This window comes from Bacillus sp. FSL R7-0672, assembly GCF_038601465.1.
Taxonomy (GTDB): domain Bacteria; phylum Bacillota; class Bacilli; order Bacillales; family Bacillaceae; genus Bacillus; species Bacillus pumilus.
In genome coordinates, this window is the sequence record NZ_CP152010.1 from 66,422 (window position 1) to 92,630 (window position 26,209).

The 26,209-nt window shown below is 42.3% G+C and carries 27 protein-coding genes and 2 tRNA genes; all 29 read left to right on the forward strand.

Going from position 1 to position 26,209, the window contains the following annotated elements; genetic code table 11:
- Positions 1-48 precede the first annotated feature (48 nt).
- The gene (gene spoVT, locus MKY18_RS00350; RefSeq protein ID WP_003217990.1) at positions 49-585 is read left to right on the forward strand and encodes a stage V sporulation protein T; all 537 of its coding nucleotides are present in this window, start codon (positions 49-51) and stop codon (positions 583-585) included.
- A gap of 193 nt (positions 586-778) precedes the next feature.
- The gene (locus tag MKY18_RS00355) at positions 779-2,383 is read left to right on the forward strand and encodes a polysaccharide biosynthesis protein (protein WP_185108680.1); all 1,605 of its coding nucleotides are present in this window, start codon (positions 779-781) and stop codon (positions 2,381-2,383) included.
- Entirely contained in the window at positions 2,373-3,857 is a 1,485-nt protein-coding gene (mazG, locus tag MKY18_RS00360; RefSeq protein WP_268454975.1) for a nucleoside triphosphate pyrophosphohydrolase, read from the forward strand. Before MKY18_RS00355 ends, mazG begins: the two co-directional genes overlap by 11 nt.
- Positions 3,854-4,114: an RNA-binding S4 domain-containing protein gene (locus MKY18_RS00365; protein ID WP_003217975.1), complete on the forward strand. Its 261-nt coding sequence runs from the start codon at positions 3,854-3,856 to the stop codon at positions 4,112-4,114. Before mazG ends, MKY18_RS00365 begins: the two co-directional genes overlap by 4 nt.
- 74 nt (positions 4,115-4,188) lie before the next feature.
- The gene (yabP, locus tag MKY18_RS00370) at positions 4,189-4,497 is read left to right on the forward strand and encodes a sporulation protein YabP (protein ID WP_003217974.1); all 309 of its coding nucleotides are present in this window, start codon (positions 4,189-4,191) and stop codon (positions 4,495-4,497) included.
- Positions 4,494-5,132 carry a spore cortex biosynthesis protein YabQ gene (gene yabQ, locus MKY18_RS00375; protein WP_003217942.1) on the forward strand — a complete coding sequence of 213 codons (639 nt, stop codon included), beginning with the start codon at positions 4,494-4,496 and terminating at the stop codon, positions 5,130-5,132. The genes yabP and yabQ overlap by 4 nt, the downstream gene beginning before the upstream one ends.
- 18 nt (positions 5,133-5,150) lie before the next feature.
- Positions 5,151-5,525: a septum formation initiator family protein gene (locus MKY18_RS00380; protein ID WP_003217952.1), complete on the forward strand. Its 375-nt coding sequence runs from the start codon at positions 5,151-5,153 to the stop codon at positions 5,523-5,525.
- 82 nt (positions 5,526-5,607) lie between these two features.
- Positions 5,608-6,003 (forward strand): S1 domain-containing RNA-binding protein, encoded by a 396-nt coding sequence (locus tag MKY18_RS00385; RefSeq protein WP_044140403.1) that lies wholly within the window; start codon positions 5,608-5,610, stop codon positions 6,001-6,003.
- A 177-nt stretch (positions 6,004-6,180) separates the two neighbouring features.
- Positions 6,181-6,254: transfer RNA gene (locus tag MKY18_RS00390), tRNA-Met, on the forward strand.
- A 26-nt stretch (positions 6,255-6,280) separates the two neighbouring features.
- Positions 6,281-6,352: transfer RNA gene (locus MKY18_RS00395), tRNA-Glu, on the forward strand.
- A 204-nt stretch (positions 6,353-6,556) separates the two neighbouring features.
- A complete protein-coding gene (gene spoIIE, locus MKY18_RS00400) occupies positions 6,557-9,040 on the forward strand; it encodes a stage II sporulation protein E (protein ID WP_065097654.1) in 2,484 nt (827 codons plus the stop codon).
- 77 nt (positions 9,041-9,117) lie between these two features.
- Complete coding sequence (locus MKY18_RS00405; protein WP_003217969.1) at positions 9,118-9,852, forward strand: VWA domain-containing protein; 735 nt, start codon at positions 9,118-9,120, stop codon at positions 9,850-9,852.
- Positions 9,836-10,843, forward strand: a complete 1,008-nt coding sequence (locus tag MKY18_RS00410) for a protein kinase family protein (RefSeq protein WP_113768763.1) — start codon at positions 9,836-9,838, stop codon at positions 10,841-10,843. The genes MKY18_RS00405 and MKY18_RS00410 overlap by 17 nt, the downstream gene beginning before the upstream one ends.
- Before the next feature lie 97 nt (positions 10,844-10,940).
- A complete protein-coding gene (gene tilS / locus MKY18_RS00415) occupies positions 10,941-12,344 on the forward strand; it encodes a tRNA lysidine(34) synthetase TilS (RefSeq protein ID WP_342497660.1) in 1,404 nt (467 codons plus the stop codon).
- Positions 12,345-12,359: 15 nt separating this feature from the next.
- A complete protein-coding gene (gene hpt / locus MKY18_RS00420; protein ID WP_003217950.1) occupies positions 12,360-12,899 on the forward strand; it encodes a hypoxanthine phosphoribosyltransferase in 540 nt (179 codons plus the stop codon).
- Between the two features lie 95 nt (positions 12,900-12,994).
- Positions 12,995-14,899, forward strand: a complete 1,905-nt coding sequence (gene ftsH, locus MKY18_RS00425; protein WP_044140407.1) for an ATP-dependent zinc metalloprotease FtsH — start codon at positions 12,995-12,997, stop codon at positions 14,897-14,899.
- 162 nt (positions 14,900-15,061) lie between these two features.
- Positions 15,062-15,838 (forward strand): type III pantothenate kinase, encoded by a 777-nt coding sequence (locus tag MKY18_RS00430; RefSeq protein ID WP_008341820.1) that lies wholly within the window; start codon positions 15,062-15,064, stop codon positions 15,836-15,838.
- Between the two features lie 15 nt (positions 15,839-15,853).
- Complete coding sequence (hslO, locus tag MKY18_RS00435; protein ID WP_342497661.1) at positions 15,854-16,729, forward strand: Hsp33 family molecular chaperone HslO; 876 nt, start codon at positions 15,854-15,856, stop codon at positions 16,727-16,729.
- A 52-nt stretch (positions 16,730-16,781) separates the two neighbouring features.
- Entirely contained in the window at positions 16,782-17,684 is a 903-nt protein-coding gene (locus MKY18_RS00440; protein ID WP_223252889.1) for a peptidyl-prolyl cis-trans isomerase, read from the forward strand.
- A gap of 77 nt (positions 17,685-17,761) precedes the next feature.
- Entirely contained in the window at positions 17,762-18,685 is a 924-nt protein-coding gene (cysK, locus tag MKY18_RS00445; protein WP_106067689.1) for a cysteine synthase A, read from the forward strand.
- 124 nt (positions 18,686-18,809) lie between these two features.
- Complete coding sequence (locus MKY18_RS00450) at positions 18,810-20,228, forward strand: anthranilate synthase component I family protein (protein ID WP_106067688.1); 1,419 nt, start codon at positions 18,810-18,812, stop codon at positions 20,226-20,228.
- 13 nt (positions 20,229-20,241) lie between these two features.
- Positions 20,242-20,835: an aminodeoxychorismate/anthranilate synthase component II gene (gene pabA, locus MKY18_RS00455; protein WP_106067687.1), complete on the forward strand. Its 594-nt coding sequence runs from the start codon at positions 20,242-20,244 to the stop codon at positions 20,833-20,835.
- A complete protein-coding gene (pabC, locus tag MKY18_RS00460; protein ID WP_106067686.1) occupies positions 20,832-21,680 on the forward strand; it encodes an aminodeoxychorismate lyase in 849 nt (282 codons plus the stop codon). The genes pabA and pabC overlap by 4 nt, the downstream gene beginning before the upstream one ends.
- 9 nt (positions 21,681-21,689) lie before the next feature.
- Positions 21,690-22,547 carry a dihydropteroate synthase gene (gene folP, locus MKY18_RS00465; RefSeq protein ID WP_044140415.1) on the forward strand — a complete coding sequence of 286 codons (858 nt, stop codon included), beginning with the start codon at positions 21,690-21,692 and terminating at the stop codon, positions 22,545-22,547.
- Positions 22,540-22,902 carry a dihydroneopterin aldolase gene (folB, locus tag MKY18_RS00470; RefSeq protein ID WP_080772974.1) on the forward strand — a complete coding sequence of 121 codons (363 nt, stop codon included), beginning with the start codon at positions 22,540-22,542 and terminating at the stop codon, positions 22,900-22,902. The genes folP and folB overlap by 8 nt, the downstream gene beginning before the upstream one ends.
- Positions 22,899-23,402 carry a 2-amino-4-hydroxy-6-hydroxymethyldihydropteridine diphosphokinase gene (gene folK, locus MKY18_RS00475; RefSeq protein WP_065097647.1) on the forward strand — a complete coding sequence of 168 codons (504 nt, stop codon included), beginning with the start codon at positions 22,899-22,901 and terminating at the stop codon, positions 23,400-23,402. The genes folB and folK overlap by 4 nt, the downstream gene beginning before the upstream one ends.
- Positions 23,354-23,587, forward strand: a complete 234-nt coding sequence (locus MKY18_RS00480) for a helix-turn-helix transcriptional regulator (protein ID WP_044140418.1) — start codon at positions 23,354-23,356, stop codon at positions 23,585-23,587. The genes folK and MKY18_RS00480 overlap by 49 nt, the downstream gene beginning before the upstream one ends.
- Positions 23,580-24,581: a tRNA dihydrouridine synthase DusB gene (gene dusB / locus MKY18_RS00485; protein WP_034665771.1), complete on the forward strand. Its 1,002-nt coding sequence runs from the start codon at positions 23,580-23,582 to the stop codon at positions 24,579-24,581. Before MKY18_RS00480 ends, dusB begins: the two co-directional genes overlap by 8 nt.
- Before the next feature lie 90 nt (positions 24,582-24,671).
- Positions 24,672-26,171, forward strand: a complete 1,500-nt coding sequence (gene lysS, locus MKY18_RS00490) for a lysine--tRNA ligase (protein ID WP_065097646.1) — start codon at positions 24,672-24,674, stop codon at positions 26,169-26,171.
- Positions 26,172-26,209 lie beyond the last annotated feature (38 nt).

Consider the following 26,209-nt stretch of genomic DNA (forward strand, 5'->3'; position numbering starts at 1 on the left):
TGCTCCATTCACCCAACACATCATCTAACGAAAGAGAGGCAGCAGTGAATGAAAGCAACTGGAATTGTACGCCGCATCGATGATCTAGGTAGAGTGGTTATTCCGAAGGAGATTCGCAGAACATTGCGCATCCGGGAAGGAGATCCGCTTGAGATTTTCGTCGACCGCGATGGAGAAGTCATTTTGAAGAAATATTCGCCGATTAGTGAGCTAGGAGACTTTGCGAAGGAATATGCTGATGCATTATTCGACAGTTTGGGTCATTCCATCCTGATTTGTGATCGAGATACGTATATTGCTGTATCCGGCAGTTCGAAAAAAGAGTACTTAAACAAATCCATCAGTGATTTACTTGAACGAACAATGGACCAGCGTAATTCTGTATTAGAAGAAAGCAAAAAAGAAATTCAACTTGTCGATGGTATTGATGATGACGTATCTGCTTATACCATTGCACCTATTGTTGCAAACGGAGATCCGATTGGCGCCGTCGTCTTATTTTCTAAAGAGCGTTCAATGGGGGAAGTGGAGCATAAAGCGGCAGAAACAGCAGCTGGCTTCTTAGCCCGTCAAATGGAACACTAGGTCTAATAATTCTATATCATTTTGATGAAACGAAAGAATGCCGATGAAATCATTTGATTTTGTCGGCGTTTTTTATATGGAATGAAACAAAACGGGGAATATGCCGTCTACTCCTTAGAAAGAAACGGCTTTTCATTCACGTATGATATAATGAGTGCGTTTAACTGTAGATCTATTTTTAAAGGAGTCATCCATGAAAAATGCTGTGAATCAGCCGCATTGGCTTTTCCAAGGTGCGGTGATTTTGACCATCGCAGGCTTGTTATCAAAGGTACTAAGTGCCGTTTATCGTGTTCCGTTCCAGAACATCGTAGGAGACACAGGGTTTTATATTTATCAGCAAGTGTACCCCTTCCTTGGTATTGCGATCATGCTCGGCACCACAGGGTTTCCTGTCATGGTGTCCAAGCTTCTGAGTGAGCATGGGGAAGAAAATCGAAGGATCATTACAAGGGTATCTTTGGTCTATATCACTTTACTGAGCCTGGTCTTATTTCTTTGTCTTTACATAGGGGCAGGTAGAATTGCGAGCCTTATGGCGGACAGTCAATTAATCCTGCTCATCCAAATGAGTGCTTTCGTGTTTTTATTCCTGCCGCTTACCGTGATGCTGAGAGGCGTTTTTCAGAGTGACGGTATGATGCTTCCAACGGCTGTTTCTCAATTGGTTGAGCAGCTCATCAGGGTAGGCGTCCTGCTTGTTTTATCCTTCTATTTCGTCAGGCACGGTTATTCGCTTTATGAAACGGGTGCGGGTGCGGTCTTCTCCTCCATAGTGGGAAGCGCGTCCTCGCTTGTACTACTTCTTTTTCTTTGGCTGACTTACCGAAAACAGTCTTCTGCACCTATGACAGTTAAGCAGGCGACACTTCGGAAAAAGGATGTTTTGAAGAGTTTGGTGCTGTATACATTCACGATTTGTGTCAGCGGACTGCTCATTTTATGGATGCAAATGATTGATGCCTTTCATCTGTATGCGTTGCTGCGCAGTGAGGGACTGAGTGAAGCCGCGGCAAAGGCGGCAAAAGGTGTGTATGACCGAGGGCAGCCGTTTTTACAGCTAGGGACAGTGTTTGCCATTAGCATCGGGACCTCTCTTGTGCCATTTTTATCAGCGGCCATGAGGAATGGAGAGCATGAAGCGATCAGGCAAAAAGTATGGACATCGTTTAAAACCACGTCGGTTTTAGGGATTGGTTCAGCAGTTGGGCTGATTTGTATTCTTTCGCCAGTCAATACCATGCTTTTTCGTAATGATTTAGGTACCGATGCGCTGCAAATATTCTGTATTTCCATCGCATTTACATCGATAGCGATTACGCAAGCAGCTTTACTTCAAGGTCTCGGGCATACTGTGTATCCGGCTGTTGTGGTGATTCTCAGTGTGCTGGTGAAATGGATACTCACGCTTGCACTTGTGCCGCTATTTGGCATCTATGGTGCCGCATGGTCAACCGTGTGCGGTTTCCTCGCTGCCGCTCTGCTCAATGCCGTTTATTTGAGGTATAAAGGATGGATTTCGTTGAGAGAGCTGTTTCCAGTGAAAATTCTTTTATCGGCCGCTTTCATGGCCATCGTCTTAATAGGGTATCAGGCACTGTTTTCTTGGGTCATTCCCTTTGAAAAACGTCCTTTTTCCGTTTTAGAGAGCCTGACGTCAGTTTTTATTGGTGGTTTCGCCTTTTTATATAGTATTCTTAAGCTAGAAGTATTTACGGACGAGGAATGGAGACTCATTCCATTAGGAGAAAAGATTTTATATTTTAAACAGATGAGAGGGAATCAAAATGGCAGGTAAGATTACCGTCGTCGGTCTTGGGGCAGGCGACATGGATCAGCTGACGCTCGGTGTATACAAGCAGCTGACGCAGGCGAAAGAAGTATTTATGAGAACGCAGGACCATCCGCTTACCGCAGAGTTGATGCAGGAGGTCCCATCGCTGACCTTTTTTGATGAAATTTATGAAAAGCACGATGAGTTTGATTCGGTCTATCAGGAAATCACGGAAATTTTATTTGCAGAGGCTGCGGAAAAGGAGATTGTGTACGCAGTACCAGGTCACCCATTTGTCGCAGAAAAGACCGTCCAGCTATTAGTTTCTCAACAGCAAGAGCGCGGGATTGAGGTGTCTGTTGCTGGTGGACAAAGCTTTTTGGATGCGACGTTTAACTCCTTGCAGATCGACCCAATCGAGGGATTCCAATTCGTTGATGCAGGAGATATGAGAGCGGACGATCTGAAATTGACCCAGCATGTCCTCATTTGTCAGGTATATGATCAGATCACCGCTTCGAATGTGAAACTCACGCTGATGGAAAAGCTTCCAGACGATTATGAAGTCTATATTGTGACGGCGGCTGGAAGCAGCCTGGAACAGATTACTGCCGTTCCTTTATTTGAACTTGATCGAGATGTGTCGATAAATAACTTAACGAGTGTTTATGTGCCTCCGATTCAAGATGAAAAGCTGCTTTATCAACAATTTGACACCTTCCGTGACGTCATCCGTACATTAAGAGGTCCGGGCGGCTGTCCATGGGATCAAAAACAAACCAATGAGTCACTCAAACCCTATTTAATTGAAGAATGCTATGAACTGCTTGAAGCGATAGATGAAGATGATCCAGACCATATGGTGGAAGAGCTCGGAGATGTGATGCTGCAGGTGTTACTTCATGCTCAAATTGGTGAAGATGACGGCTTTTTCTCAATTGATGACGTCATCCAGCATGTCACAGAAAAAATGGTTCGTAGACATCCCCATGTGTTTGGCGACACAAATGTGTCTGAAGCAGAAGAAGTGGTCGTCAACTGGGAAAAAATCAAGCAGCAGGAGAAGCCGGAGCGGGCAGCCTCTATGTTGCAATCCATCCCGGCGACGCTTCCAGCATTAACAAAGGCATATAAGCTCCAAAAGAAAGCCGCCAAAGTAGGCTTTGATTGGACAGATGTGAAAGATATTTGGAACAAATACGAAGAAGAAAAGCAGGAATTTCTCGTTGAAGTGGCAGAGAAGCCGGACGAAAGTGCAACGAAGCAGATGAAAGACGAATTTGGAGATCTTTTGTTTGTTCTCGTCAACATTGGAAGGTTCTATCAGCTAGAGCCTGAAACGGCGCTCGCTTCCGCCAACACAAAATTCATGCGACGCTTTCAGCATATTGAACAAAAAGCAAAGGACATGGGACGTTCATTAGAGGACTTAACGCTAGAGGAAATGGACGATCTATGGAACGATGCCAAACGTATAGAAAGAGGTGAGCATACATGAGATTAGATAAATTTTTAAAAGTGTCCCGTTTAATCAAAAGAAGAACATTGGCAAAAGAAGTAGCTGATCAAGGCAGAATTTCTATTAACGGCACACAGGCGAAAGCCAGCTCTGACGTGAAAGAAGGAGACGAGCTTAAAATCCGTTTTGGTCAAAAACTTGTGACGGTTCAAGTCAATGAGTTAAAGGACACGACGAAAAAAGAAGAAGCCGCTGGCATGTATACTGTGCTAAAAGAAGAAAAAACAGCAGAATAGGGCTTGTTCTAAATGATCCTCCTGTCACATACAATGCAGTAACAATGCAAGTATGAGATATGGGGGATGTATAAATGAATCAATATTATAATCAACCTCAAGGCACGAAGCTGTCATCAGAAGCGGAACACAATATCACAATGCGAAACAGAAAGCATTTAGATATTACCGGCGTCAAACAGGTGGAAAGCTTTGATAATGAAGAATTTCTGCTTGAGACGGTCATGGGAATTCTCGCTATCCGCGGAGAAAATCTGCAAATGAAAAACCTAGACGTCGAAAAAGGCGTTGTGTCGATTAAAGGACGTGTCTTTGACTTAATTTATGTAGATGAGCAGCACGGGGAGAAAGCTAAAGGGTTTTTTAGCAAGCTGTTTAAATGACGCTGACAGTCCAGTTTTATACGATGCTTTCGATGGTAGCGATGGGCATCTGGCTGGGCGCATCGCTTGATACGTACAAGCTGTTTGTGAATCGGGAAAAGACAGCAAAATGGCTTTTGATTATACATGATCTCCTTTTTTGGCTGGTACAGGGTCTCTTATTCTTTTATGTTCTGCTGCTGACAAATGAGGGAGAATTCAGGCTTTATATCTTTCTAGCCGTTGCACTAGGTTTCTCGATGTATCAGGCATTGATGAAACAGCTGTATATGAATATTCTCAAGTTTATCACGATGTGTATTTATCAAACCGTTCTCATCCTTAAAAGGCTGGTCATGTCGATCGTCTTCCAGCCGATCCGTTGGATTGTCACAATGGTCATAAGTGTTATACTGTTCTTGTTCCACTCGCTCTTACGTCTTGTTCGTTTTACGTTTCGGCTCGTGTGGAAGGTGCTGTCCATTGTTTGTTATCCGCTCATCTGGTTACTTAATGTGACCATTATTCATCGGATTCCCGAAAAATGGCGAACATCAATGAGATTGTTTTTCTCTAAAGGAGCAGGAATTTTACAAGGGACCAAGAAATTATCTGGTACCATCAAAACGAAATGGAAACAATTCTGGACAAAGTAAGAGAGGAGGCCTTCAACCTTGAACAAGAGAAAAAGAAATATCGCACAAATTCAAAATGATTACCAAAAACAAATGGAACAGCAAGCACAGCGCTTAAAACGCAAACGCCGAGGACTCCTTAGAAGGCTTACCGTGTTTGGTGTGATCGTGCTCATGTTTGCTGTCTTGGTAACAAGTGCCCTCTGGTCGCAATCGTCCTCATTAAAGGAAAAAGAAGAGAAGAAGGTTGCGCTCGAAAAAGAATTAAAGCAATTACAAACAAAGCAGGAAGATATTTCTGATGAAATTAAAAAGCTGAAAAGCAAGGAATACGTACTCGAACTGGCACGACGGGACTATTATATGTCCAAAAAAGGCGAAAAAATCTTTGATGTGGGCAATAAGAGCGATTAGCCTTGTTGACACTTAAAATTCAGTTTATGTATAATTGAACAAATGAGATTTTTTTATAAGTCTAAGGAGGAGCACTTTTTTTATGTCGATTGAAGTTGGCAGCAAGTTACAAGGGAAAGTTACGGGCATTACAAATTTTGGAGCTTTTGTGGAGTTGCCAGGCGGTTCAACTGGTCTCGTTCATATCAGTGAGGTAGCCGATAACTATGTAAAAGATATTAATGAGCATTTAAAAGTCGGTGAACAAGTTGAAGTGAAAGTGATTAACGTTGAAAAAGACGGTAAAATCGGCTTGTCCATTAAAAAAGCAAAAGATCGTCCTCAACAACAATCAAGACCGGTCAGAAATGATTTCCGTCCAAAGGAATCGTTTGAGCAAAAAATGAACAAATTCTTAAAAGATAGTGAAGACCGCTTAACATCTTTAAAACGTAACACGGAATCAAAACGTGGGGGACGCGGAGCAAGAAGAGGTTAACTTGTTGCTGCTTTCTATATATCTTTCACAACAAAGCACCTGCTGTCCGCAGGTGCTTTTTTTCTTGATCCATACGACATTTTTTGAGGTTTCGTCATTTAATTTAAAACTTCCTATTGACGGACAAGCGATTCCTTTGTATTATAGATCTTGTGCTTCTTAGCGCATTTTTATTATGGCGGTGTAGCTCAGCTGGCTAGAGCGTACGGTTCATACCCGTGAGGTCGGGGGTTCGATCCCCTCCGCCGCTATCCTTTTTATTAGAACATAAAAGCAAGGCCCGTTGGTCAAGCGGTTAAGACACCGCCCTTTCACGGCGGTAACACGGGTTCGAATCCCGTACGGGTCATCTTCGAAAACAGCTTTCTTTAGGAAAGCTGTTTTTTTGTGTCTTCGTAAAATTCTGATGAAAGACATCGACTTTCAAGAAAGTATGCCTCTTTGACGAATAAAGCGTCGAACGTTTTATGGAAACGACAACTTCTTTTGACAAAATTTCTTTTTCACCTTCGCTATAATGACAAGCAACGAATATCAGGTGGGGGATGAAAAGATGGAAAAACTAGAAAGAAGAACTGATTTAACAGGAGCGGGGTTTGAAAGAATCAGTGCAGGGTTAAAAAAGATGAAAAACCTGTTTCTTCATCATACGCATTCTCTTTTTTTCTATAGAGGGTTTATTTATGTCGTTCTTGGTTTTTTATTAGGACGAGCCTTTATATTATCTGAAATTATGCCGTTTGCTCTGCCTTTCTTTGGCTCCATGCTGCTTATCAAAAGAGATAAGTCCATGCTTGCTTGTCTCGCTTTACTTGCTGGAGCCATGACGATATCACCTCAAAATGCATTGTTTGTGTTTGCGTCGCTGATCGTATTCCTTCTTATGTCCAAGGTGGTTTCTTTCATTATCAAAGACCCAGTGAAAACATTGCCGGTTGTCATTGTGCTGTCAATGCTGATCACCAGAGGAGCATTTGTTTATCTAGAGCAAGGTGCTGTGCAAAGCTACGATTACGTCATGGCGGGTGTCGAAGCAGGACTTGCCTTCATTTTGACACTGATTTTCCTTCAAAGCCTGCCGATTTTTACAGTCAGGAAAATCAAACACTCCTTAAAGGTTGAAGAAATTATTTGCTTTATGATTTTGATTGCCTCAGTTTTAACAGGTCTGGCTGGCATCACATTTCAAGGAATGCAGGCAGAGCATATTTTGTCACGATATGTAGTGCTGAGCTTTGCCTTTATTGGAGGAGCGAGTATTGGTTGTACAGTGGGTGTCGTGACTGGATTAATTCTCGGTCTCGCTAACATCGGAAACCTTTATCAGATGAGTCTTCTTGCCTTTTCAGGTTTATTAGGGGGATTGCTGAAAGAGGGGAAGAAAGCAGGCGCAGCCATTGGCTTAATTGTGGGTTCCTTACTTATTTCCTTGTACGGAGAAGGATCAGCAGGACTCATAACCACGCTATATGAATCACTGATTGCGGTTGCGCTCTTCTTGCTCACGCCACAATCAGTGACCTCTAAGGTAGCGAAATATATTCCTGGTACGGTAGAGCATGTACAGGAACAGCAGCAATACGCCCGGAAAGTACGAGATGTGACAGCAAAAAAGGTAGATCAATTTTCTAACGTATTTCATGCGCTGTCTGAGAGTTTTGCGACATTTTACGATTCCATTCCTGAAGAAAAGAAACAGGAAGAGGATGTAGATCTTTTTTTAAGTACGATCACAGAACGATCCTGTCAAACGTGCTATAAGAAAAATAAATGCTGGGTGCAGAACTTTGATACAACCTATGAACTGATGAAACAAGTTATGCATGAATCTGATGAAAAAACCTACGAGCAAAACCGGAAATTGAAGAAGAAATTTAGCCAGCACTGCTCAAAATCAAAACATGTCGAGGAATTGATTGAAGAGGAGATCGCTTACTATAAAGCCAACCAGACCCTGAAGAAAAAAGTCCAAGACAGCAGACGACTAGTAGCTGAACAACTGATGGGTGTCTCACAAGTGATGGAGGATTTTTCCCGGGAAATAAAACGGGAAAGAGAACAGCATTTTATTCAAGAAGAGCAGATGATAGAAGCACTTCAGCACTTTGGAATTGAAATTCAGCAAGTAGAAATTTATAGCTTGGAGCAGGGGAATGTCGATATTGAAATGAGAATCCCATATTGCCAAGGACATGGTGAATGTGAAAAAATCATCGCCCCTATGCTCTCAGATATTTTAGAAGAACAGATTTTAGTCAAAGCAGAGCAGTGTGCAGAGCACCCAACAGGCTATTGCCACGTTGTATTTGGCTCTGCAAAATCATATCGAGTGGCTACAGGCGTAGCGCATGCAGCAAAAGGCGGAGGATTAGTGTCTGGAGACAGCTACAGCATGATGGAGCTGGGTGCGGGCAAATATGCCGCGGCTATTAGTGATGGAATGGGCAATGGAGCAAGGGCTCATTTTGAAAGCAATGAAACGATTAAGCTGTTAGAAAAAATATTAGCATCAGGTATCAATGAAAAAGTGGCGATCAAAACCATTAATAGTATTTTATCTTTACGAACGACAGATGAAATCTATTCAACATTAGATTTATCCATTATTGATTTACAGGATGCGAGCTGTAAGTTCCTTAAGATCGGTTCAACACCCAGCTTTATTAAACGGGGTGATCAGGTGATGAAGGTACAAGCGAGCAACTTGCCGATTGGGATTATTGATGAATTTGAAGTGGAGGTTGTGAGCGAACAGATGAAGGCAGGAGATCTGCTGATTATGATGAGTGATGGTATTTTCGAAGGACCAAAGCATATTGAAAATCATGATCTCTGGGTGAAGCGCAAAATGAAAAGCTTTAAAACAGAAGATCCGCAAGAGATTGCTGATCTATTAATGGAAGAGGTCATTCGAACAAGATCGGGTCAAATCGACGACGATATGACGGTTGTTGTCATCAGGCTTGATCACAATACACCAAAATGGGCATCTATTCCGACGGGGACATTCTATCTTGAGAAACAAGAGATTTCTTGAAATATCGTATAATATGAATTTCTTCTGGCGATGATGGGGATATAAAGCATTCAGTTACGATCCCAGGAGGAATGAAGATGCGAAAAGGTCACGTAAACCAAATCTTATTGATTACAGATGGCTGCTCAAATCACGGGGAAGATCCACTTGCGATTGCCTCATTGGCAAAGGAACAAGGGATTACAGTCAATGTCATTGGCATTATGGAGGAAAACAGACACGATCATGAAGCAATGAAAGAAGTCGAGGGGATTGCCCTCGCAGGTGGGGGCATTCATCAAGTTGTCTACGTCCAGCAGTTATCTCAAACGGTACAAATGGTTACAAAAAAAGCGATGACACAAACTTTACAAGGTGTTGTGAATAAAGAATTGCAGCAAATACTTGGCAAAGATACTGAAATTGAAGAGCTTCCGCCTGATAAGCGTGGGGAAGTGATGGAAGTAGTCGATGAGTTAGGAGAGACGGTTCACCTTCAAGTACTTGTGCTTGTTGATACAAGTGCAAGTATGAAACCGAAGCTGCCTACCGTTAAAGAAGCACTCATTGACCTCTCCATTAGTTTAAATTCAAGAATTGGTGAAAATCAGTTTGGGATGTGTATATTTCCCGGGAAAAACTCAGATGCTGAAATTGTGTTGAATTGGACGCCTCGATTCGATTCACTGTCATCTATTTTCCCGAAACTGACCACGGGAGGAATTACTCCAACTGGACCAGCGCTTCGAGAAGCACTCCAGCATTTCAAATCAGTTCGTTCACGTAAAGGGCTGCTTGAAGCAAAGGAAGAGCATGATGAATTCGGCTTCTAACATTCCGTTAGGCACGGTGATTCAAGGGAAATGGCATCACCATCATTACCGCATTGTAAAAGAGCTAGGAAAAGGGGCGAACGGTATTGTCTATCTAGCAGAATCGCCAAATGGTCAAGTAGCCCTTAAAGTGAGTGATGACAGTATGCTCATTGCATCTGAAGTCAATGTATTAAAATCCTTTTCTAAGGCTCCTGTGAAAACCATGGGGCCTTCTTTTTATGATATGGATGATGCGATTTATCCCGGCATGCTTCAAAAGCGTTCCTTTTATGTGATGGAGTATGTCAGAGGCCCATTACTGCTTGAATTTGTAAAACAAAAAGGTGATGAGTGGATCGTTGTTTTAATGGTTCAGCTTTTATCTAACCTGGCTCATTTACATCAAGAAGGCTGGATTTTTGGTGACTTGAAGCCAGATAATCTCATCGTGTCAGGTCCACCGGCCGCGATTCGGTGCATTGATGTAGGAGGAACGACAAAAGCAGGCAGGGCAATCAAGGAATATACCGAGTTTTTTGATCGAGGCTATTGGGGATTTGGCACAAGAAAGGCAGAGCCATCTTATGATCTGTTTGCCTTAAGCATGGTGATGGTGAACTGTGCGTATAAGAAAGAATTCAAAAAAGGAGCAGAACCGGAAAAGCAGCTTTACAGAGCCATTGAAGGACATCCTTTATTAAAGCGATATGAAAGGGTGTTAAAGGCTGCTCTACAAGGTAAATATCAATCAGCGGCGGCTATGAAGAGTGCGATGCTGAAAGAAGGACAGCTGATCGCTTCAAGAAAAGCGATTCAAAAGAAGCAGCAGCAAAAAAACGGGCAAAAGCCCGCTGTTCAACAAAATCAACAGGTGACTTCACGATCGAGAGTTGCAGCAGCAAAAAGAACACCAGTACGCAAAAAATCAGGTGGGCTTTTTGAAACTGTTCTTATCGTGTGCAGTGTACTTGCTCTTTACTGTGCATATGTAGTTTTGTTCCTGCTATAGACCCTGTAAAAAAGCAGGCTTCATCTTTGCTTGGAGCTACTGAAAGTGATAGGATATGTATATCTTTAAATTACCTGCTCTTTGTGAGGAGGAAGTTGTGAATAGAATTGAATCATTTTTGAAAAAACATGATGTTTACCTTGAAAATACGACAGTCATTGTCGGGGTTTCTGGCGGACCAGATTCCATGCTTTTACTGCACGAACTAAACAAACGTCAAAAAGGTTCCTATCAGCTGATTGCAGCCCATGTAGATCACATGTTCAGAGGAGAAGAATCCTTTGCTGATTTGGCATTTGTTGAGGCGTACTGCAAGGAGCAAGGAATTCCTTTTGAATCGGCCCGCATACAAGTTACCCAATATGCAAAAGAAAACCACTTAAACAAACAGGCAGCTGCAAGAGAGTGCAGATATGCTTTCTTTCGTCAATTGATGGAGCAATACAACGCTCAATTTCTAGCGCTTGCACATCATGGAGACGACCAAGTAGAAACAATGATGATGAGGCTTGTGAGAGGGACTGTTGGAATAGGACTCGCAGGTATCCAAGCAAAACGTCCTTATCAAGATGGATGGCTGATTCGGCCGCTCATTGAATATTCCAAGGATGACGTGCTGAACGCTTGTGAAAAAGAACATATTCCCTATGTCATTGATCAAAGCAATCACACAGATGACTACTTGAGAAACCGGATAAGAAGACACATTCTTCCCGTGTTAAAAGAAGAGGCACCTCATGTACATGAAAGCTTTCAGTTTGTAAGTGACATGCTGACTGAAGATGAGCAATACTTGCAGGCATTAACAAAGGAACAAATGAACCAAGTGATAACGAATCAATCGCCTAAGCAAATTAAGATCAAAACGAAGCCTTTGCTTGACCTGCCTTTGCCTTTACAAAGAAGAGGCATTCAACTAATATTAAACTATCTTTATGAAAACACTCAATCAGCGTTTTCAAACCAGCATATTCTAGGGACTTTGGACTGGTTATCTCATACTGAACAACCGTCTGGATCATTAGATTTGCCAAAAGGTTTACAAGCTGTCAAGTCTTATGATTACTGTATGTTTACCTTTGAACGATCGCTTGTACTAGACCAGTCTTATGCTCTTCACTTAAAGGGTGAGCTTGGAGAGAAGCTTTTCCTTCCAAATGGGCAGTCTATCGTGGTATCAAATCATGTTCCGAAGGATGCACGGAACGGAAACCATTTTTTCTTGCTTCAAAAAGATCATGTTCGTTTCCCTTTGATCATTCGCTCACGAAAAAATGGTGATCGAATCAAACTTAAAGGGATGAATGGATCAAAAAAGGTGAAGGATATATTTATTGATAAAAAAGTGCCTCTTGCAGAAAGAGACAGCTGGCCGATCGTCACTGACTCGGAGAATCAAATCATCTGGATCCCAGGTCTGAAAAAATCCGTTTTTGAAGAAATTGATATGACAAACAGCGATCTCATTGTATTACAATATAGACAGCATGAAAATTTGTAGGGGGCAAGCAAAAGCATGAAACAAGATATTGAAAAGGTTTTGATCTCAGAAGAAGAGATCCAGCAAAAAGTGAAGGAACTGGGTGCAACATTAACCAGCGATTATGATGGTAAATTTCCCCTGGCTATTGGTGTTTTGAAAGGGGCTCTTCCATTCATGGCAGACCTGATCAAACACATTGATACATATTTAGAACTTGATTTTATGGATGTATCTAGCTACGGAAAATCTACCGTATCTTCAGGAGAAGTAAAGATCATTAAAGATCTAGATACTTCTGTTGAAGGAAGAGATATTTTAATTATGGAAGATATCATCGACAGTGGGTTAACTTTGAGCTATCTGGTAGAGCTTTTCCGATACCGTAAAGCAAACTCCATAAAAATTGTGACATTGCTTGATAAACCAAGCGGTCGTAAAGCAGACATCAAAGCAGATTATGTTGGATTTGAAGTTCCAGATGCATTTGTTGTCGGCTATGGATTGGATTTCGCTGAACGTTACCGAAACCTCCCGTATATTGGAGTGTTAAAACCATCTGTTTACGAAGGCTAATCAGCATACGTATACATGAGGTTATTGGTTGTATTGGAATGATTTTCTATGATACTATTGACCATAGTTGTGCTTACTGTGGGAGGAGGTAAGGAATGAATCGGGTTTTTCGTAATACGATTTTTTATATACTTATTTTATTACTTGTGATAGGGGTAGTCAGTTGGTTAGGATCCCCTAATCAAAAGCCTGAGAACATGTCTTACAGCAAATTTTCGCAAAATCTAAGTGCGGGAAAAGTGGAGAGTATCTCCATTCAGCCTGTAAGAGGGGTTTATGAAATTCGTGGTCAATTAGATGGCGCGAAGAAAGATCAATACTTCATTACCCATGTTCCAGATGGTCAAGGTGTTGACCAGATTTACAGTGCACTTAAGAATACAGATGTAAAAGTAGAACCAGCACCTGAAACAAATGGATGGCTGCAAGTCCTGACAACCATCATTCCGTTCATCATCATCTTTATCCTGTTCTTCTTCTTATTGAACCAAGCTCAGGGCGGTGGAAGCCGTGTTATGAACTTTGGTAAGAGTAAGGCGAAGCTTTACACAGAAGAGAAGAAACGTGTGAAATTTAAAGATGTTGCCGGTGCAGATGAAGAAAAGCAAGAACTTGTAGAAGTGGTTGAATTCCTGAAGGACCCACGTAAATTTGCGGAGCTTGGCGCAAGAATTCCTAAAGGGGTTTTACTAGTAGGACCTCCAGGTACAGGTAAAACATTGCTTGCGAGAGCATCTGCAGGAGAAGCAGGCGTTCCTTTCTTCAGCATCAGTGGTTCTGACTTCGTCGAGATGTTCGTCGGTGTCGGTGCATCACGTGTACGTGATTTATTCGAAAATGCGAAAAAGAATGCACCATGCTTAATCTTTATTGATGAGATTGATGCAGTGGGTCGTCAGCGTGGAGCCGGTCTTGGCGGTGGTCATGACGAGCGTGAACAAACGCTTAACCAGCTTCTTGTTGAAATGGATGGTTTTAGTGCGAACGAAGGTATTATTATCATCGCTGCGACGAACCGTGCAGATATCCTAGATCCTGCATTGCTGCGTCCGGGACGTTTTGACCGTCAAATTACGGTTGACCGCCCAGATGTCATTGGCCGTGAAGAAGTGCTGAAGGTTCATGCGAAAAACAAACCGCTTGATGATGCAGTGAATTTGAAAGCCATTGCAAGCAGAACACCTGGGTTCTCTGGAGCAGATCTTGAGAACTTACTAAACGAAGCAGCACTTGTTGCTGCCCGTCATAACAAAAAGAAAATTGATATGCGTGATATCGACGAAGCGACTGACCGTGTCATCGCTGGGCCGGCTAAGAAAAGCCGCGTCATTTCGAAGAAAGAACGTAATATCGTGGCTTACCATGAAGCGGGTCATACCGTTATTGGTCTTATCCTAGACGAAGCGGACATGGTGCATAAAGTAACGATCGTTCCTCGTGGTCAGGCAGGCGGATATGCGGTCATGCTTCCAAGAGAAGACCGTTATTTCCAAACGAAACCAGAGCTTCTTGATAAAATTGTCGGCTTGCTCGGCGGTCGTGTTGCAGAGGAAATTACGTTTGGTGAAGTAAGTACAGGTGCTCACAACGACTTCCAGCGTGCAACTGGCATTGCAAGAAAAATGGTTACAGAGTTCGGTATGTCTGATAAACTTGGTCCACTTCAATTCGGTCAAGCACAAGGAGGTCAAGTATTCCTTGGCCGTGACTTTAACAACGAGCCGAATTATAGTGAAGCGATCGCTTACGAAATTGACCAAGAAATTCAGCGTTTCATCAAGGACAGCTACGAACGTGCGAAACAAATTCTCACTGAGAATAAAGATAAGCTAGAAATCATCGCACAAGCCCTTCTAGAAGTTGAAACATTAGATGCTGAGCAAATTAAATCTCTTTACGAAACTGGAAAGCTTCCAGAGCGTGTATACGCAGATGACGAAGAGAAAAACGATGATGTGAAAGTGAACATCAAGAAAAAAGAAGAAGATGAGGAGATCTAATCTCCTTCTGTGAAAGCTGCCGGGATCACCGGCAGCTTTTTTTATTTCGATTCCTGAATGGATCGGTTTCGAATTGTTTACAAATGGAACTCAATTCGTGTATGGTATGATAGAAAGTCGAAAAATGCTCTTTTTGAGAAACTATTCAAAGTGGTGATGAAGTTGTTACTCGTGATAGATGTAGGGAACACAAATACCGTTTTAGGTGTTTATCATAATGGCGATCTAAACTACCATTGGCGAATTGAAACAAGCCGTCATAAAACAGAAGATGAATTTGGTATGGCTATCAGGTCTTTATTTGATTATGTCGGGCTGATGTTTGACCAAATAGAAGGAATTATCATTTCGTCTGTTGTCCCGCCAATGATGTTTGCATTAGAAAGAATGTGCGAGAAGTACTTTCACATAACTCCCCAAATTGTAGGGCCTGGAATGAAAACTGGATTAAACATTATGTGTGACAATCCAAAGGAAGTCGGGGCTGATCGAATTGTGAATGCAGTAGCGGCGATTCATCTATATGGGGCACCTCTCATTGTCGTAGACTTTGGCACAGCGACAACCTACTGCTATATCAATGAACAAAAACAATACATGGGTGGGGCAATTGCACCTGGTATTACCATCTCAACAGAGGCTTTATATACAAGAGCGGCGAAGCTGCCAAGAATTGAAATTGTCCGTCCAGATCACATTGTTGGAAAAAACACCATCAGTGCAATGCAATCCGGCATCCTTTATGGATATGTTGGGCAAGTCGAGGGAATAGTGAAACGGATGAAGCAGCAAGCGAAACAAACACCGAAAGTCATTGCAACAGGCGGTTTGTCGACATTGATTGGAAATGAATCAGACTGCATTGATATTGTCGATCCGTTCTTAACATTAAAAGGACTTCAACTCATTTATGAACGTAATCGTGTCGGTGTACTATAGGAGGTTTAAAATCGAATGGACTACTTAGTTAAAGCGTTAGCATATGACGGAAAAGTCCGAGCATATGCTGCAAACACAACAGATACAATCAACGAAGCACAAAGAAGACACCATACATGGCCAACATCATCAGCAGCGATTGGCAGAACAATGACAGCTACAGTCATGATGGGTGCTATGCTGAAAGGCGAAAATAAGCTAACGGTCAAAATTGAAGGCGGTGGACCAATCGGTGCTATCATTGCTGATGGAAACGCAAAGGGCCAGGTGCGCGGATATGTCTCAAACCCACAAGTCCACTTTGACTTAAATGAACATGGCAAGCTAGATGTTAGACGTGCAGTCGGGACATCTGGAACGTTAAGTGTTGTCAAAGATATCGGACTGAAAGATCACTTCACAGGACAAACGGAGATCGTCTCAGGTGAAATTGGAGATGACTTCACTTATTATCTTGTCTCTTCTGAGCAAGTGCCTTCCTCTGTTGGTGTAGGGGTTCTCGTCAATCCAGATAACTCGATTCTCGCAGCTGGCGGTTTCATCATTCAATTGCTGCCTGGAACAGAAGAAGCTGTCATCGAAAGACTAGAAAAGCGGCTCTCAACCATTGAACCCATTTCTAAACTCATTGAAAAAGGGATGACACCAGAAGAAATTTTAGAAGAAGTACTTGGAGAAAAACCTCAAATTTTAGAAACTGTACCTGTCGAATTCTCTTGTAACTGCTCAAAAGAACGTTTTGCTAATGGCATTATCAGCCTAGGAAAAGCCGAAATTGAAGACATGATTGAACAAGAGGGACAAGCAGAAGCTCAATGCCATTTTTGTAACGAAACGTATGTATTTACAAAAGAAGAGCTAGAAGAGCTACGTGAAGAAATAACCCGCTAAGCTCTAAGCAGCGGGTTTTCTTTTTTGAATGGAAAGGAGACGAATGATGAGACTGAAAGCAAGAGTAGTATGGACATTTATCCTTGTGTTGCTTATGATCAATGCCGGTGTTATTGCATATGTATTAACAAAGTCGCAAATGTCACAGGCTTCTTCAAACGGGAAGAGCGGTGAAGAAATTGCGTCGATTGGAAAAGAGAAGGTGACACGTCAAGAATGGTTAAAGAAGATGGAAGACCGCTATGGAAAGGCAACACTTGAGCAAATGATTAATCAGAAGGTGGTCGATCAGCTTGCGAAAGAAAACAAGCTTGAGGTGTCCTCAAAAGAAATCAATCGTGAATTGCTGATGATTAAAGCGGTATCTAATAATTTCTACGAAGATGGACATACGAGTGAAAAGGACTGGACAGAACAGATTCGTTATCAAATTTTATTAGAGCAGCTTTTAACGAGAGATGCTGTCGTTTCCGAAAAAGAAGCGAAATCCTTTTATGAAAAAAACAAGGACTTATATCAATATGATGATTCATACCGTATTCGTCATATCGTCGTGAAGACAAAAGGCGAAGCTGAAAATGTATTGAAGGATCTGAAAGGCGGATCTAGCTTCGAGGCGGTGGCAGCTGAACGCTCCATTGACCGCTACACCTCTCCATATGGCGGAGATCTTGGGTTTGTGACAGAAGAACAAGAAAGTATCCCAGCCCTATACATACAGGAAGCTCAAAAGCTTCAGCCAGATGAATGGACTAAAGAACCGATTGAGACCAAAAATGGGTATGCCATTATTCAACTAAAAGAAAAATTAAATGGCCGCTCCTTCTCTTATGAAGAAGTCAAAAATCAGATCAAAAGGCAGATTGCCATGGAAGATCTAGGTGAAAAGGCGAATGTCAAAACCCTGTGGAAAGAAGCAAAAGTCACATGGTTTTACGAAGGCGAGCAGGACTAAAAGCATTGACAAAATTTTTCGAAATTGATAATTTAATATTAATACAATAAAATTACTCGGAGATAGAGGTGTTAGTGATGGCTCGTATTGCAAATTCAGTTTTTGAACTAATAGGAAATACACCAGTCGTTAAATTAAACCGTTTAGTAGATGAAGACAGTGCGGATGTCTACTTGAAACTTGAATATATGAACCCGGGCAGCAGTGTAAAAGATCGTATTGCGTTAGCGATGATCGAAGATGCAGAAGCGAAAGGTACTTTAAAAGCCGGCGACACGCTCATCGAACCAACAAGCGGAAACACAGGGATCGGTCTTGCAATGGTAGCGGCAGCTAAAGGAATTAACGCAATTCTAGTGATGCCAGACACAATGAGTCAGGAGCGCCGCAACCTTTTACGCGCTTATGGTGCAGAGCTTGTATTAACACCAGGTGCAGAAGGAATGAAAGGTGCCATCAAAAAGGCAGAAGAATTGGCAGCAGAGCACGGTTACTTCATGCCTCAGCAATTTAGCAACGAAGCCAATGCGGAGATTCACCGCCGTACTACAGGAAAAGAAATTCTTGAACAGTTTGACGGCGAGCTTGATGCATTTATTGCAGGTGTTGGTACGGGCGGCACAATTACGGGTGCTGGTGAAGTCCTAAAAGAAGCCATCCCATCGATTCAGCTTTATGCGGTAGAGCCGACAGATTCTCCTGTATTATCAGGCGGAAAGCCAGGCCCGCATAAAATCCAAGGGATTGGAGCAGGGTTTATCCCTTCCATCTTGAACACGGAAGTATATGACGGCATTATCCAAGTGAAAAACGAAGATGCATTTGAGCTTGCAAGAAGAGCAGCGAAAGAGGAAGGGATCCTCGGCGGTATTTCTTCAGGAGCAGCTATTTACGCAGCACTTCAAACAGCGAAGAAGCTTGGTAAAGGGAAAAAGGTTTTGGCAATTATCCCAAGTAATGGGGAACGTTACCTCAGCACACCTCTTTATCAATTCGATTAAACCGATTACCCCAGCATTTGCTGGGGTTTTTTTATGAAATCTGTAGATGGAAAGCAAATACTATTTTCTAAATAAATTGGATTGCATTACAATAAGATTAATGAAAATGAAAAAGGATGATAACATGACACAACGCAGGCCGATGGGCATCAAAATTCCTTTTACGAAAGATGCATTCTTGAAAAGATACGAACAATTAACTGCTGGCGAAACACACCATGTTCTACTTGAAAGTGCTCGCGGTGGTTCCTACAGCATTGCTGGCATTCACCCAATCGCTAAAGCGAAGGGTAAAGACGGGATGACAACCATCCATTATCAAGATAAGGTGCTGTTCAAAGAAGGTGATCCATTCAGAGCGTTTACGGATTGGTTCCAAACCCTTCAAACCGAAACGAATGAGGAATACCCTGATTTTCAAGGCGGAGCGATTGGATTTTTAAGCTATGATTATGCTAGATATATTGAACATTTTAAGATGTTGTCCATTGATGACCTGAAAACACCAGATCTTTATTTTCTCGTGTTTAATGATGTTGCGGTCTTTGATCATGAAGAAAACGTGCTGTGGCTGATTACTCACACAGAGGGAGCGGAACCCGTGAGTGACACTCATCAAAGACTCGAAGATTTGAAGCAAAAGTGGACAAGCTCTGCAAAAGAATCAGCGCAATCACCTGTTCATGAATTTTCTGCAGAATTTGTACCAGCAGCGCCTTTTACCGAAGAAACCTTTGGAGAAGCAGTAGAGAAGATTAAGCAATATATCGCAAGCGGTGATGTGTTCCAAGTGAATTTATCCATCAGACAAGAGGAACAGCTCCACACACATCCGTATGATTTATACAAAACGTTACGTCAAGTCAATCCATCTCCTTATATGTCTTATCTGCACACGCCTGATTTCCAAATTGTTTGTGGATCTCCAGAGCTGCTGATTAAGAAAAAGGGGACTCAATTAGAAACAAGACCGATTGCGGGTACAAGATCAAGAGGCAAAGACGATGCTGAGGATCAAGCGCTGGCAAAAGAGCTCATTGAAAATGAAAAAGAACGCGCGGAGCATGTGATGCTCGTGGATCTTGAGCGGAATGACCTTGGACGCGTGTCCACTTATGGCTCAGTAAGAGTGAACGAATTTATGGCGATTGAGAAATATTCACACGTGATGCACATTGTATCCAACGTACAAGGGGAACTGCGTAATGATTGTGATGCAGTAGATGTCATGAGAGCTGTATTCCCAGGCGGAACAATTACAGGTGCTCCAAAGGTGAGAACAATGGAAATCATAGAAGAGCTTGAGCCAACAAGGCGTGGGCTTTATACTGGATCTATAGGCTGGTTTGGATTCAATCAAGATATGCACTTTAACATCGTCATTCGTACGGCGTACTGCACTGAAGGCAAAGCCTTTATGCAGTCGGGTGCTGGGATCGTCATCGATTCTGTACCAAAGCACGAATACAAAGAATCGATTAAAAAAGCCTATGCAGTGAAAAAAGCATTACAGTTGAGCAAAGAAGAGACTATTTTGAGTTAGAGGTGAGCAGAGCATGATATTAATGATTGATAATTATGATTCATTTACGTACAACTTGGTCCAGTATTTAGGTGAGCTTGGAGAAGAATTGATCGTGAAACGGAATGATCAAGTAACCATTCAAGAAATTGAAGAACTCAAGCCAGATTTTCTCATGATTTCCCCGGGGCCATGCAGTCCTGATGAAGCGGGAATTAGTATGGAGGCGATCAAGCACTTTGCGGGAAGTATTCCGATCTTCGGTGTGTGCCTAGGTCATCAATCCATCGCACAAGTTTTTGGCGGGGATGTCATTCGTGCAGAACGCTTAATGCATGGTAAAACGTCAGAGATTGCTCATGACGAAAAAGGTGTCTTCACTGGACTCCAAAATCCGCTTGTCGCAACGAGATATCATTCATTAATTGTCAAAAACGAGACGCTGCCGGAGTGCTTTGACGCAACAGCCAGCACAAAGGAAGGCGAGCTCATGGCCATTCGCCATAAAGAGCTGCCGATTGAAAGTGTACAGTTTCATCCTGAATCGATTATGACGTCCTTCGGAAAAGAGATGCTTAAAAATTTCATTGAAACCTATCGTAAAAAGGGGCATGAAGTAAACGCATGATCATTTATCTGAACGGTCAGTATATAGAGGAGAAAGACGCGACTCTTTCTCCTTTTGATCATGGTTTTCTATATGGCATCGGTGTATTCGAAACATTTACCAGCCTGGCAGGACAAGTCTTTCTGTTAGATTGGCACCTTGAAAGGCTCAATCAATCATTGCGTGACCTTTGCATCGAATCCACAATAGAGAAACCATTTGTACTCGACATCATTCATACCTTACTGAATAAAAACGAAATAGCCGGTGGTTATGCGAGAATTCGTTTCAATGTTTCTGCAGGCAGAGGCAATGGATTTTCTGCAGATCCTTATGAAGAGCCTGTCGTGTTTGTCATGATCTCTCCATTCCGGCCCGAATCTGTTTTAGATGAGAAACAGGGAGTCATTCTTCAAACAAGGAGAAATACGCCAGAAGGTCCAAGGCGCCTCAAGTCTCATCATTATATGAACAACATGCTCGCAAAAAGAGAAGTGGGAAATGATCCGTCGTTAGAAGGCATCTTTTTAACAAAAGAAAATGATGTGGCAGAAGGAATTACCTCCAATGTATTTTGGCGAAAAGGCGATGTGATTTATACACCGTCACTTGATACAGGCATTTTAAATGGGGTCACTCGTCGATATTGTATCGAAACACTCCAAGCGATGGAGGCTTCACTAAAAGTAGGGCGATACCCGTTCTCCCATTTGCTATCAGCTGATGAGGCATGGATGACCAATTCTGTTCAAGGGATTGTGCCTTTCAGAAGTATAGGGGAAATCTCCTTTTCCCAAAACAGCCGGATATTCTCAACAAAATTGCGAACACAATATACAAAAGAACGTCTAGATCATAAAGAGTAGGTGGACACAATGACACAACAAGTGATAAAACAGCCTAAAATCATACAAGCCAAGCACCACACCCTTAGTTATGAAGAAAAGACATTGGTTATGGGCATTTTAAATGTCACACCTGACTCTTTTTCAGATGGAGGAAAGTTTAATCAAGTGGATAAAGCGCTGGCTCATGCAGCACAGCTGATAGAAGACGGGGCGCATATCATTGATATTGGCGGAGAATCGACTCGCCCAGGAGCGGCATTTGTCTCAGAACAAGAGGAGCTTTCAAGAGTCATTCCCGTCATTGAAAAGATCACAAAAGAATTGGATGTACCGATTTCCATTGATACGTATAAAGCCCATGTGGCAGATGAAGCAGTGAAAGCCGGAGCTTCCATCATTAATGATGTATGGGGAGCGAAGGCAGATCCTCAAATGGCGCATGTGGCAGCGAAGCACAATGTGCCGATTATTTTAATGCACAATCGGCCAGAGCGAAACTACACACATCTAATTTCAGATATGATCGCAGATTTGAAAGAAAGTGTTCAAATTGCGAAACAAGCAGGTGTCCGTGATGACATGATCATATTGGACCCAGGTGTAGGGTTTGCGAAAAATAAAGAGGACAACCTGATGGTCATGAATGAGCTCGAACATTTTTGTCACCTTGGGTATCCACTGCTATTAGCTACATCTCGAAAACGATTCATCGGAGCTGTCTTAGACCTGCCACCGGAAGAACGTACTGAAGGAACGGGGGCTACGGTCTGCCTTGGGATTCAAAAAGGCAGTGCGATGGTTCGCGTACATGATGTAAAAGAAATCGCAAGAATGGCAAAAATGATGGATGCCATGTTGAATAAGGGAGGCGCTTATCATCGATAAAGTATATGTAAATGGAATGGAATTTTACGGCTACCATGGCGTATTTGCAGAAGAAAATAAATTAGGACAGCGGTTCCGTGTGGATTTAACAGCTTCACTTGATTTAAGTAAAGCCGGACAAACGGATGACCTCAATGAGACCATCAATTATGCGGAGCTCTACCAAATCTGCAAAAGCATTGTAGAGGGTGAATCCGTCAACCTTGTTGAAACACTGACAGAAAGAATTGCAATCCAAGTGTTAAAGGACTTCCCGACAGTTCAGGAATGTACAGTGAAGGTGATCAAACCAGATCCGCCAATTCCAGGACACTATCAGTCCGTTGCCATTGAAATGACGAGATCGCGCGCATGAACAATACCGCATACATCGCTTTAGGTTCGAACATAGGGAAAAAGGAAACCTATTTAAAAGAAGCCGTCAAAAAACTGCACGAACATCCAGAGGTTCAAGTAGAATCAATCTCATCTATATATGAAACAACACCTGTAGGTTACGAAAACCAAGATGACTTTTTAAATATGGCTGTGAAAATTTCCACCTCGCTTCGTCCAAATGAACTACTGACACTTACTCAGAAAATCGAGCAAGAGTTAGGCAGAACAAGAGAAGTGAGATGGGGACCGCGAACGGCTGACCTTGACATTTTACTTTATAATCGTGAAAATATTGAAACAGAACAGCTTGTAGTGCCACATCCTAGAATGTACGAACGTTTATTCGTTCTCGTTCCGATGAGTGAGATTTGCCCAGAAATCGGCGAAGTGCAAATAAATGCCGTAACAGACCAAGAAGGTGTAAGCATATGGAAAAAGACATGTGGGGTAGAAGAATTCGTGCATACCGAAAGCTAAAAGGGTATACTCAGGAAGGGTTCGCGAAAAGACTGGGCATCTCTGTCTCTGTCTTAGGAGAAATTGAGCGAGGCAATCGATTACCAACAAACCAATTGGTTGGTCAAATAGCAAATGCTTTAAATATAACGGTGGAAGAACTATCGCCAATTCTTGAAGAAGGAAGGAGGGGAAATGATGTTTAAAATCGGAGATATCGACATTAAAAACAAAGTGGTGCTCGCGCCTATGGCTGGTGTTTGCAACTCTGCCTTCAGACTGACAGTGAAAGAGTTTGGAGCAGGTTTAGTCTGCGCTGAAATGGTCAGTGACAAGGCGATCCTGATCAACAATGCAAGAACAATGGGTATGCTATACATTGATGAACGGGAAAAGCCTTTGAGCCTTCAAATATTTGGAGGAGAAAAAGACACTCTCGTTGAAGCGGCAAAGTTTGTAGACCAGAATACCACAGCGGACATTATTGATATCAACATGGGCTGTCCTGTACCGAAGATTACGAAATGTGATGCAGGAGCGAAATGGTTGCTTGATCCAAACAAGATTTATGAAATGGTCTCTGCTGTTGTAGATGCTGTAGATAAGCCTGTTACGGTGAAAATGAGAATGGGCTGGGACGAAGATCATATCTTCGCTATCGACAATGCCCGTGCTGTTGAACGAGCAGGTGGCCAAGCGGTTGCGCTTCACGGACGGACACGTGTGCAGATGTACGAAGGAACAGCGAATTGGGATATTATAAAAGAGGTCAAACAATCTGTTTCCATTCCTGTCATCGGCAATGGAGATGTCAAAACCCCTCAAGATGCAAAACGTATGCTTGATGAAACGGGTGTAGATGCTGTCATGATTGGAAGAGCCGCACTAGGAAACCCGTGGATGATCTATCGAACGGTTCATTATTTAGAAACGGGTGAACTGAAAGAAGAGCCAAATGTACGTGAGAAGATGTCAGTGTGCAAGCTTCACTTAGACAGACTCATTGATCTAAAAGGCGAGCATGTGGCTGTCAGAGAAATGAGAAAGCACGCAGCATGGTACTTAAAAGGTGTCCGAGGCAATGCGGACGTGAGAAATCAAATCAATCAAAGTGAAACGAGAGCGGAGCTTGTACAAGTTCTTGATGACTTTACGATCGAAGCCGAGGCAAAAGAGCTTCAAAGTATAAAAGTAGGATAAGACTATCTTTCTTTTTGTAGCTCACTGCTAGTGCATGTACTGGCAGTTTTTCTGCTTTTCTCTGCAAAATACATTATTGGAGTGATATAAATGAGTAATGAAGGGCTTAATAACGAAGAATTAAATGACCAATTCCAGGTCAGACGTGACAAAATGAATAAAATGAGAGAAGAGGGTATCGATCCATTCGGTGAACGATATGACCGGTCTCATCAATCTGCACAAATTATTGCTGAATACGATGAGTTTTCTAAAGATGACTTAGAAGAAAAGTCTGCCCAAGTGACAATCGCTGGACGTATGATGACAAAGCGTGGAAAAGGGAAAGCTGGCTTTGCGCATATACAAGACTTAGAAGGACAAATTCAAATCTACGTTCGTAAAGATAGTGTAGGAGAAGAAGCTTACGAATTATTCAAAAGCTCAGACCTAGGCGATATTATCGGTGTAACAGGAACGGTATTTAAAACGAATGTAGGAGAACTTTCTATTAAAGCGACTAGCTTTGAGGTTCTCACAAAAGCACTTCGCCCGCTTCCTGATAAATATCATGGACTTAAAGATGTTGAACAACGTTATCGTCAGCGTTACCTTGACCTGATTGTAAATCCAGAAAGTAAGCAGACGTTCATCATGCGAAGCAAGATCATTCAATCTATGAGAAGATACTTAGATTCTAAAGGATACCTAGAAGTTGAAACACCAACAATGCACAGCATCCCTGGTGGTGCATCAGCACGTCCTTTCATTACTCATCATAATGCACTGGATATGCCGCTCTATATGCGTATTGCGATTGAACTGCACTTAAAACGCCTCATTGTCGGTGGCCTAGAGAAAGTATACGAGATTGGACGTGTATTCCGTAACGAAGGTGTATCAACTCGTCATAACCCAGAATTCACTATGATCGAGCTGTACGAAGCTTACGCAGATTACAAAGACATCATGAACCTAACTGAAAACCTGATTGCTCATATTGCCGAAGAGGTACTAGGAACAACCACGATTCAATATGGAGAAGATGAAATTGATCTCAAGCCTGAATGGAAGAGACTCCATATGGTTGAAGCGGTCAAAGAAGCAACTGGTGTAGACTTCTGGCAGGAGATGTCTGTAGAAGAAGCGAAACAGCATGCAGCTGATCACGGAATTGAAATTACGAAAAACATGACAGTAGGTCATATCATCAATGAGTTCTTCGAGCAAAAAGTTGAGGAAACATTGGTACAGCCTACATTTATTTACGGACACCCAGTGGAGATTTCTCCATTAGCTAAGAAAAATCCTGAAGACCCTCGCTTCACTGATCGCTTTGAGCTATTTATCGTACGTCGTGAACATGCTAATGCATTCACAGAGCTAAACGATCCAATCGATCAAAGAGAACGATTTGAAGCTCAATTAAAAGAACGTGAAGAAGGAAATGACGAAGCGCATCTAATGGATGACGATTTTGTTGAAGCATTAGAATACGGTATGCCTCCAACAGGCGGACTAGGAATCGGTATCGACCGGTTAATCATGCTATTAACAAATTCTCCATCAATCAGAGATGTACTGCTTTTCCCACAAATGAGAAACCGCTAATACATCAATTAAAGCGCCATTTTAACTATGGCGCTTTT